Below are 9,314 nucleotides of genomic sequence, written 5' to 3'. Positions count from 1 at the left end.
TGATGCGCCTGGGCGCCACGGAGGGTTTACACGGCCCCGCGCGACGCATGCGGCGGCGCGCTGGCTGCATGCATCAGTTCCCGAGGTTGCCGCCGAAGCCATGCACACCCGCCTCCAGCGACGGCGACTGCGTTCGATAGCAATGCTGCATCCAGCGCTCGTAGCGCAGGCCATCGGAGAGCGGCAGTTCCATCGCGCGGCGCGCCATCTGCTTCATCGAAGTCAGCGCAAGCGCGTCGGCCTGAGCGATTTCCTGCGCCAGTTGCAGCGTGGCGCTCTCCAGTTGCAGAGATGGAACGGCCAACGCGGCCAGACCCATGTCCACAGCTTCGCGCCCCGTCATGCGCCGGCCCGTGACCAGGTAGTACATGGCCCGCTGAAAGCCCAGCTTGCGCGGCAGCCGCTGAGAGCTGCCGCCGCTCGGAAGCAGGCTGCGGCGGATATGTTCGTCGCCGAGTTGTGCGGCTTCATCGGCGATCATCAGGTCGCAGGCGAGCGCCAGTTCGAAGCCGCCCGCGAGCGCGTAGCCGTTGATGCTGGCCAGCACGATCTGCGGTGCGGACTCCAGGCGCTCGTAGGTGTCCTGCATCAGATCCTGGTGACGCATATGCGCGGCGCGGTCGGCCAGCACGCCGCTTGCGAGCCATTTGAGGTCGTTGCCCGCGCAGAACGCGCGGCCGCTGCCCCGGATCACGAGCACCTTGATCTCGCCGGCCGCAGCGATACATTCGCGCACCGCGTCGTTGAGATGCTGCAAGGTTGGCCCGTCGAGCGCGTTCATGCGCTCGGCGCGATTCAGGGTGATGCGGCGCACGTGCGGCGCGGGGTGGTCGATCAGCAATGCCACGATGTTCCCCTTTTTCATTCACTCAGGCGAAGCGCACCAGATCGTCGACGCCAGCGCGCGTGGTGCGAAACTGGTTGACGGGGTGCCCGGTCTGCGCAAAGCCGAACGAGATGCCGCAAATCATGTGCTGCGTATCGGGAATGCCGAAATACTCGCGCACGAAATGCGCGTGGCGTGCGAGCGCCCCTTGCGGCGTCGTGGCCACGCCGTGAGCGTAGGCTGCGAGCAGAAACGAGGAGACGAAGCCGCCCGCATCCACGAGCGCATACGGACCCAGCTCCGCAGGCACGGTGATGATGGCCACATGCGGCGCATCGAACATGCGGAAATTGCGGAATGCCTGTTGCGCACTGCGTTCGGCATCCCTGGGGCCGATGCCGAGCGACGTATAGAGCGCGATGCCCGCCCCGCGCCGACGCTCGCCATAAATGCCCTTGTAACCGGGCGGAAACGGCAGATCGGATTCGGTTTGCGGATGGCTGAACGCGCGCTCAATCAGCGCCTCGCGGAAGCGCTCCGTGCTTTCCAGCGTTTCGGTGATGACCAGTTGCCACGGTTGCACGTTGCACCACGAGGCCGAGCGGCTCGCCATGCCGACGATGCTGCGTATCAGTTCGGCATCCAGCGCCTTGTGCTCGTACGCGCGGCACGTTGAGCGGCCCCTCGTGAGTCGATCGAGAGCGGTGAGATCGGAAGTATGCGATGTCATGTCGATAAGCCTGTTGCCTGTTCCCAAGCCCTCAGATAAAGGTGTCGTTCGCGCGCAATGCTTCGATGTGGTCATCCGGCAGCCAGCCGCGCAGTGCGTCGATGGCGTTGTCCGTGCTCGATGCCGCCGGCGGCTCGGGCGGCGCGGCGGGCGTGCGCGAAAAGCGCGGGCCGGGCGCCGGGTGCGTCACGCCGTCGAGGTCGATGAACGTGCCGCGCGCCTTGATATGCGGATGGCTCGATGCTTCGTCGAAGTCGAGCACCGGCGCGAGGCAGACGTCCGTTTCGCCGAACCGCCGCGCCCACTCGTCGCGCGTATGTTCCCTGAACCTCGCGGCCAGCACCTCTTTGGCCTTCGGCCATTGCGCGCGGTCCATCTGCTTTTGCAGCAGCGGATGATCCTGTAGCTCCAGCTTTTCAAGCAGAAGCCTGTAGAACTTGCCTTCGATCGGCGCGACGCTGACGTACTTGCCATCGGCGCACTCATACACCTCGTAGAAGTGCGCGCCGGTATCGAGCAGATTGGTGCCGCGTTCCTTGCCGAGCATACCTGCCGCGTGCAGACCCATCGTCACCGTCATGATGGAGGCCACGCCGTCCACCATCGCGGCGTCCACGACCTGGCCCTTGCCGGAACTGCGTGCCTCGATGATGCCCGCGAGCAGTCCGAACGCCAGATACAACGAGCCGCCCGCATAGTCGCCCAGCACGTTGAGCGGCGGCGTGGGCGCCTGCCCCGCGCGACCCATCGCATGCAGCGCGCCGGTGATGGAGATGTAGTTCAGATCGTGCCCGGCCACCTGCGAAAGAGGGCCGTCCTGCCCCCAGCCGGTCACGCGGCCATACACGAGACGCGGATTGCGCGTGAGACACGTATCGGGGCCCAGACCCAGCCGCTCCATCACGCCGGGGCGAAAGCCTTCGATAAGCGCATCGGCTTGGTCGATCAGTTCGAGCACCATCTCGACGGCGTCCGCGTCTTTCAGATCGACGCGGATGGACTTGCGATTGCGCAGCCCCAGATCGAACTGCACGGGACGCGGCGCGCCGAGGCCCGAAGGCTCCTTGCGATCCACACGGATCACGGTGGCGCCGAGATCGGCCAGAAACATCGCGGCCAGCGGACCGGGACCGATGCCCGCGATCTCGACGACCTTGACGCCCGCGAGCGGTCCTCCCCGGGAAGATGCGGCGGACATGATCAGATCACCCCTTCGTCGCGCAATTGCCGCAGGCGATCATCCGGCAGCTTCAGCAGATCCCGATAGATCTCTTCGTTGGATGCGCCGAGCTCCTGGGCCGGCTGATCGAACTGCACCGGCGTTTGCGAGAACCGGATAGGCAGGCCCATGCCCATCGCGTCGACATCGGCGAGGCCCGGATGCTCGAGCTTCACCACGGCGCCGCGCGCCTGCAACACGGGGTCCTTGAGCACTTCGAGCGGCGAACGCACAGGGGCCGCGGGCACGCCGCGCTTTTCCTGAAGCTCGCGTATCACTTCTTCCGTGCTGTGCTGTCGCGTCCATTCCTCGATGGTCGCGTTGATTTCGGTCGCGTGCTTCATGCGCGGACCGCGCGTCGCGTAGCGCGGATCGACGGCCATTTCGGGCTTGCCGATGGCCTCCATGAGATTGCGGAACCAGTCGGGCTGGAACGCCACCATGGCCACGTGGCCGTCGCGCGTGCCGTACACGCCGAACGGCACGAGGCGATCCTGAAAGTTGCCCGAGCGCTTCGGATACCCGTTCGCGAAGAACACGTCGAAGTGCTCCTCGGCCACCATCGAAGACAGGCAGTCGAGCATGGAAACCTGCACCAGTTGCCCCTCGCCCGTCCTGCCGCGATGGATGAGCGCCGCGAGAATGCCATTGACGGCGTAGAGCGGCGCGACGAGATCGGCGATAGGCAGGCCCCAGCGCGTGGGCGGCCCATCGGCGACACCGGTTACGTCCATGATGCCGGAGAGCGCCTGCACGATGATGTCCATCCCCTTGAGATTGGGGTAAGGGCTGGGCTCGCCGAAGGCCTTGATAGATGCGTAGACGATTTTCGGATTGGCCTTGCGCACGCTTTCATAGTCCACGCCCAGGCGCGCCGTCACGCCCTCGCTCGCGTTTTCGATGACCACGTCGCATTCCTTGACCAGTTCCATGAAGAGCGCGAGGCCCTGCTCCGACTTCAGATCGAGCGTAATGCTCTTCTTGTTGCGCGCCCGATTGAGGATGGTCAGCGACACATCTTCCTCGTGCCTGACACCGAAGTGGATGCCTTCCCTGCCCACATAGGGCGGGTTATTGCGCGCGATATCGCCGCCGCCGGGCGACTCGACGCGAATGACTTCGGCGCCCAGACCACCCAGCAACAGCGATCCATAGGGCCCGGCCAGCGCCACGGTCAGATCGAGAACGCGAATACCCTGCAAGGGTCTTGTAGCTGACATGCTTGTCTCCTGAAGCAGCCGCCAATCCAGCCATTGGCGGTCGCCAGTCTTATTGAACCGCCGTGCCTAGTAGGACTTCGGCAAGTCGAGCTTACGCTCCGCGATATTCGACAGGATAAGCTGCGGCGTGACCGGCGCAATGTAGCCGATCCACGCTTCCCGCATGAAGCGCTCGACGTGATACTCCTTCGCATAGCCGAAGCCGCCGTGCGTGAGGATCGAGGTCTGACACGCGTTCATGCAGGCCTCGGATGCCAGCAGCTTCGCCGCGTTCGCTTCGGAGCCGCAGGAGAGTCCCTTGTCGTAGAGATCCGCGGCGGCAAAGATCATGTGATTCGCCGCTTCCAGTTCCGCCCAGTTGCGCGCCAGCGGATGCTGAACGCCCTGGTTTTTGCCGATGGGCCGACCGAACACCACGCGTTCCTTCGCGTATTGCGTCGCGAGTTTGAGCACCGCGCGGCCGATGCCGATCTGCTCGGCCGCCACCAAAACGCGCTCGGCATTCATGCCGTGGAATATATAGCTCAGGCCCTTGCCTTCCTCACCGATCAGCGCGTCCTTCGACACCGGCAGGTTATCGATGAAGAGTTCGTTCGTATCGACGGCGGCGCGGCCGAGCTTGTCGATCTCCCGAATATCGACGTAATCGCGGTCGAGCTTCGTGTAGAACAGGCTCAGCCCTTCGCTGTGCTTCTTTACCTGTTCGATCGGTGTGGTGCGCGCGAGGATCAACATGTGATCGGCGACCTGCGCGGTCGAGATGAATACCTTCTTGCCCGAGATGAGATAGTTCCCGTCGGACTGCTTCTTCGCCGTCACTTTGAGCTTGGTGGTATCGAGACCTGTGTCGGGCTCGGTCACGGCGAAACACGCCTTGTTCTCGCCACGCGCGAAAGGCGGCAGCCATGCTTTCTTCTGCGCTTCCGTGCCGAAATGCACGACGGGCTGCAAGCCGAAGATGTTCATGTGGATGGTGGACGCTGCTGCCTGCCCGCCGCACTCGGCGACCGCGCGCATGAAGAGCGCCGCTTCCGTCACGCCCAGATTCGCGCCGCCCACATCCTCCGGCATGCAGATGCCGAGCCACCCGCCGCTCGCGACGGCGTCGAAGAACTCGTGCGGAAACTCGTGCTTCTTGTCCTTGTTGCGCCAGTATTCGAGAGGAAAGTCCGTGCAGATCTTCTGCGCTGCATCGACGATGGCAAGCTGATCCGCGCTGAGTTGGTAGTCCATGGCCTAGTCCTTCTCCAAGTATGCAATCAGGCCTTGTCGGCGGGACGCAGCATCATCAGGCCGGTGCGAAGAGCCGTGCAGACGATCTCGTCGCGCTGATTCCGGGCAATGTGCCTGAAGGTCACGATGCCCGAGTCCTTGCGGTTTTTCGACAGACGCGTCTCGACGATCTCGGTCTCGACGCGGACCGTATCGCCATGAAAAGTGGGCTTGGGGAAGGCGATTTCGCCGAAGCCAAGGTTGCCGAGTGTGGTGCCCAGCGTCGTTTCATACACGGTGATACCGGCCACCAGCGCCAGCAGAAACATGCTGTTCACCAGACGCTGGCCGTACATGGTGTTCTTGCTGTATTCGGCATCGATATGCAGCGGCGCACAGTTGTAAGTCATGGCCGAGAACAGGATGTTGTCGGTCTCGGTCACGGTGCGGCGGATGGCATGTTCGATCACCATGCCGGGCTTGAATTGTTCGAAGTAAAGGCCAGCCATGTGTCTGTCTCCTGAGGTTCGGTGAGCAATCAGCCGTTGAACGACTGTGCGAGTTCGATGATTTCGCGCGCCGTCTTGGCATGAGCAATGTCGATGTGTTCACCGTCGTAGATGCACGATGCGCGGCCTTCGGCCTGGGCTTTGTCGAGTGCGTCGATCATCCCTCGATAGAACGCCACCTCTTCCTCGGCAGGGCTATAGGCCCGGTTGACGATCTCGACGTTGGAGGGATGCAGCACCAGTTCTCCGCTCATGCCCAGTTGCCGGTCATTGGCCGACGACGCCTTGAGTCCGTCGAGGTCGTGCACCTGTTGCCAGACGCCGCCGATCGGCAGCTTGCCCGCGGCGCGCGCGGCCATGACGATGCGTGACTTGAGGTATTGGGTCTCGCGGCCGTCCAGCGACCAGACGGTCTTGAGCGCACGGGCCACGTCGGCATTCTTGGCCGTTGCGCCCACGATGGCGGGCACGCGTTGATGCTGGGCGATCTCGTACGCCAGTTGCAGCGAGCGCGCCGTTTCCAGTAGCGGAATCACCTTCGTATGACCCACTTCCACGCCGGCACGGAACTCGGCCTCGGCCAGCATCGATGAAACGGTATGAATGTCTTCCGGGCCGCAAGGCTTGGAGATCACGATGCCTTCGACCACGGGACTGACGATAGCCAGAATGTCTTCGAAGTCGTACAGATGCGCGCTGCGGTTGATGCGCACCCACACACGCTGTTTCTGCTCCGCCAGCCACGTCAACTTCGACCTGACGATCTCGCGTGCTTCGGCCTTCTGCGCGGGCGGCACGCTGTCCTCCAGATCCAGGATCAGAGCATCGGCTCCGGAGTTGATGGACTTTTCGATCCACGTCGGCTTGTTGCCCGGAACGAAGAGGAAGGAGCGTATGGGTTTCATCTGGGTGGTCATCACTGTCTCGGTCTGTCAATTTACCTAACGATTGATAGTTAGTTTCCTCCTCGCGCCGCGATGATGTCATTTGGGGTTTACACCGACGTCATGCGGCGCATGACGCCAGGCCACAAATCCTCATGGATAACACTCATGGAACATCCTCAAAACACCGCACAAACTATCTAACATTAATTAGGTAAACGCGTTTTCATCCTGCGTGCCGGCGCTCGCGTCATCCGAGTTGCCTATCGAATGCCCGGCACATCGCCTTGCAGAACTCACGACTTTTGAATGCTCTTACTGGAGGAGAAATGAGAAACGCCATGAACGACATGCCGTCCGACGCCGCCGGCGCCACCGCGCAAACGCCGCTACATCTATCTCGCGATCACGTGATCCATGACAGCGGACGAGCGTGGTATGTGCTCGTGATGCTGACGCTCGCGTATTCCCTCGCATACATCGATCGACAGCTTCTCAATCTGCTGGTCGAACCGATCAAGCGCTCGCTCGTCATCTCCGACACGCAGTTGAGCCTCGTTCAGGGCGTCGCTTTCATTGCCGCGTATCTGGCCGCATCGCCGCTGTTCGGCCGGCTCGTCGATGTGACCAACCGGCGCAATCTTCTCTTGGTCTCCATCTGTCTGTGGTGCGCCTTCACCGCGCTGTGCGGTAATGCGGATACGTATCGAGGACTGTTCCTCGCGCGGCTGGGCGTCGGCGCCAGCGAAGCGTGCGTATTCCCGCTCGCGCTATCGATGATCGCCGACTGCTTTTCGGCGAAGAAAATGCCGCGCGCGATGAGCATATTCATTCTCGGCCCGATGCTCGGCGGCGGGCTCTCGCTCGTCGCGGGCGGCTTCGTGATCGAATTCGCACGCGCCTTTCATGAACACTTTCCGATCCTCACGCAGTTCCAGACCTGGCAACTCGCGTTCGTCATCATCGGGCTGCCGGGGATGCTTTTTGCGTTGCTGGTACTGCTTACCGTGCGCGAACCGGCACGCAGCAGCGTGATGAGCGCGCGCGAAGACGAGCGGCAATTCTCGACCGGCGCATCAGCGAGCTATCTCTGGCAGCGACGCGGGTTCTACGCTCGGATTCTGCTCGGCGTCGGCATGCTTGCGATCGTCGTGCTCGGCATGCCCGCATGGATGCCCACGTATCTGATTCGCACGCATGGCATGCCGGCCTCGCTGGTCGGATTTCGCTTCGGCGGGCTGGTCGTGGTCTTCGGCATCGCGGGCGCGTTGACCGGGCCGTGGGTCGCGCGTCAGCTCGAAAAGCGTGGCTATGAAGATGCGCCGCTGCGAACCGCGGCGATCTCCATGATCCCGATGATGCTCTGCTGCGCGAGCATTCCCTTCGTACCGGGAACGACCGGTGCGCTGGCTGCGGCGGCCGGCATCGTGTTCTTCTTCAGCCTGCCCACAGGATGCATGGCCGCGGCATTGCAGCTCGTTGCGCCGAGCCGGATGCGTGGCACCGTCGGCGCGATTTATTCGTTCGTCGCTCAACTGGTTGGCTTCGGCGCGGGCCCGACGCTGATTGCGCTCATCACCGATCGTGTATTCCAGAACCCGAAGATGGTCGGACATTCGATCGCCATCGTGTGCGCGATTGCGTCCGCGATCGCGGCGTGGCTGCTGATTACCGCGCTGCCGCACTATCGGCGCTTGCTGGCCGAAGAACGGGCGGCTCAGGTGCGCTGAACGAAGGTCATATCGACGCGATCAACGTTTTCCCGGCCGCGCGCATCGACGATGTGATCGATAGCGTCTTCAACCTCGAAAAGCTCGGCAATGTCGCGACTCTGATGCGCATGCTCCGCCCCATTGCGAACGAAGCGGACATGCGCGCGACGGCCTGACGACAGCGGCTCGCAACTAAGCAGCCAGTTCCTTCTTGCGCGCGCGTCGCCGCGGCTTGCCCGGCGGCTGCGCGCCCTCGAAGAACATCGTGATGAACTGATCGACGATTTTTTCGAGCGATCCCTTCTTTGGATCGAACCAGGTCTGAACCGAATTGATGAAGCCGAGGACATAGATGCGGCTCAGCGCGATATCGATATCCTCACGCAAAAAACCTTCCGCGCGCAGATCGTCGAAGACGGTAGTCCACAGCCGCTGATGCCGCTCGCGCCGCTTGATCTGGCGCTCGCGCACCTGATCCGGCAACTGGCTCAGCAAGCGGCCATGTGCGAGCGCGTAATCGCCGAACTTGATCAGCGCACTCATCTGACCGATGACCGCCGCCCTGAAGCGGTCTTCGGCGTTCGCGTTTTCGGGCAGCGCGCCGAAGTGCTCGTTGATGTGCTGCACGATGCTGTCGGCGCCGTGCTCCATCACCACATCGACGAGTTCTTCCTTCGACGAAAAGTGATAGTAGATGCTGGCGGCCTCGATGCCGGCCTGATCCGCAATCGAGCGCATCGTCGTTGCCGTGTAGCCCTGCGTCGCAAACGAGCGTGCCGCCAGCCGAAGCAAGGTCTCTCGGGTATCCGCGCTGGGATTTACATTTTTCTTTCGCACGTCTGTTCCTACGTCTCTGTCCAGTTTCCACACCGACTCGCGGGCGCTCGTGACGACCTAATGTTCGTTTGAGAGATTACCGCATTTCCTTTGGGCGAGCCAGCGCGTTCACAGTACGGAACGCGCCGCGGCAAGAGACTGGAACACAGACGCATCTTCGGCGGA

Annotated in this window: 9 protein-coding genes; 1 reads left to right on the top strand and 8 read right to left on the bottom strand. The window is 62.6% G+C overall.

All coding sequences use genetic code 11. The features are described from left to right. Positions 1 to 73: 73 nt before the first annotated feature. The 7 genes from PQR08_RS32690 to PQR08_RS32660 all read right to left on the bottom strand — a co-directional run bounded on the left by PQR08_RS32690 (position 74) and on the right by PQR08_RS32660 (position 6,633). On the bottom strand, positions 74 to 847 hold the full coding sequence (locus PQR08_RS32690; protein ID WP_313761219.1) for an enoyl-CoA hydratase/isomerase family protein: 774 nt from the start codon (positions 845 to 847) through the stop codon (positions 74 to 76). Positions 848 to 869: 22 nt separating this feature from the next. Continuing rightward, the gene (locus PQR08_RS32685; RefSeq protein WP_250487254.1) at positions 870 to 1,556 is read right to left on the bottom strand and encodes a nitroreductase family protein; all 687 of its coding nucleotides are present in this window, start codon (positions 1,554 to 1,556) and stop codon (positions 870 to 872) included. A gap of 31 nt (positions 1,557 to 1,587) precedes the next feature. Continuing rightward, on the bottom strand, positions 1,588 to 2,754 hold the full coding sequence (locus tag PQR08_RS32680) for a CaiB/BaiF CoA transferase family protein (protein WP_250487253.1): 1,167 nt from the start codon (positions 2,752 to 2,754) through the stop codon (positions 1,588 to 1,590). A gap of 2 nt (positions 2,755 to 2,756) precedes the next feature. Beyond that, positions 2,757 to 3,995 carry a CaiB/BaiF CoA transferase family protein gene (locus PQR08_RS32675; protein ID WP_250487252.1) on the bottom strand — a complete coding sequence of 413 codons (1,239 nt, stop codon included), beginning with the start codon at positions 3,993 to 3,995 and terminating at the stop codon, positions 2,757 to 2,759. A 66-nt stretch (positions 3,996 to 4,061) separates the two neighbouring features. Continuing rightward, positions 4,062 to 5,228: an acyl-CoA dehydrogenase family protein gene (locus tag PQR08_RS32670; protein WP_250487251.1), complete on the bottom strand. Its 1,167-nt coding sequence runs from the start codon at positions 5,226 to 5,228 to the stop codon at positions 4,062 to 4,064. Positions 5,229 to 5,254: 26 nt separating this feature from the next. Continuing rightward, positions 5,255 to 5,716, bottom strand: a complete 462-nt coding sequence (locus PQR08_RS32665) for a MaoC family dehydratase (protein WP_250487250.1) — start codon at positions 5,714 to 5,716, stop codon at positions 5,255 to 5,257. A 29-nt stretch (positions 5,717 to 5,745) separates the two neighbouring features. Further along, a complete protein-coding gene (locus tag PQR08_RS32660) occupies positions 5,746 to 6,633 on the bottom strand; it encodes an HpcH/HpaI aldolase/citrate lyase family protein (protein WP_408163710.1) in 888 nt (295 codons plus the stop codon). 296 nt (positions 6,634 to 6,929) lie between these two features. Between PQR08_RS32660 and PQR08_RS32655 the strand changes: the two genes are divergently transcribed. After that, positions 6,930 to 8,330, top strand: coding sequence for a spinster family MFS transporter (locus tag PQR08_RS32655; RefSeq protein WP_238289441.1), 1,401 nt, complete (start codon positions 6,930 to 6,932; stop codon positions 8,328 to 8,330). A gap of 174 nt (positions 8,331 to 8,504) precedes the next feature. On the opposite strand, the gene PQR08_RS32650 is transcribed toward PQR08_RS32655, so the two are convergent. Continuing rightward, the gene (locus PQR08_RS32650) at positions 8,505 to 9,104 is read right to left on the bottom strand and encodes a TetR/AcrR family transcriptional regulator (RefSeq protein ID WP_250487248.1); all 600 of its coding nucleotides are present in this window, start codon (positions 9,102 to 9,104) and stop codon (positions 8,505 to 8,507) included. Positions 9,105 to 9,314: the final 210 nt, after the last annotated feature.

This window comes from Caballeronia jiangsuensis (assembly GCF_046030135.1).
GTDB lineage: Bacteria > Pseudomonadota > Gammaproteobacteria > Burkholderiales > Burkholderiaceae > Caballeronia > Caballeronia jiangsuensis.
Note: the sequence above shows the minus strand (reverse complement) of the source record. Positions and strands in the feature narration are given on the sequence as shown.

Coding starts and splice junctions, on each gene's coding strand:
- PQR08_RS32680 (WP_250487253.1), bottom strand. CDS start 2,754: ATGTCCGCCGCATCTTCCCGGGGAGGACCGCTCGCGGGCGTCAAGGTC.
- PQR08_RS32665 (WP_250487250.1), bottom strand. CDS start 5,716: ATGGCTGGCCTTTACTTCGAACAATTCAAGCCCGGCATGGTGATCGAA.
- PQR08_RS32660 (WP_408163710.1), bottom strand. CDS start 6,633: ATGACCACCCAGATGAAACCCATACGCTCCTTCCTCTTCGTTCCGGGC.
- PQR08_RS32685 (WP_250487254.1), bottom strand. CDS start 1,556: ATGACATCGCATACTTCCGATCTCACCGCTCTCGATCGACTCACGAGG.
- PQR08_RS32675 (WP_250487252.1), bottom strand. CDS start 3,995: ATGTCAGCTACAAGACCCTTGCAGGGTATTCGCGTTCTCGATCTGACC.
- PQR08_RS32655 (WP_238289441.1), top strand. CDS start 6,930: ATGAGAAACGCCATGAACGACATGCCGTCCGACGCCGCCGGCGCCACC.
- PQR08_RS32670 (WP_250487251.1), bottom strand. CDS start 5,228: ATGGACTACCAACTCAGCGCGGATCAGCTTGCCATCGTCGATGCAGCG.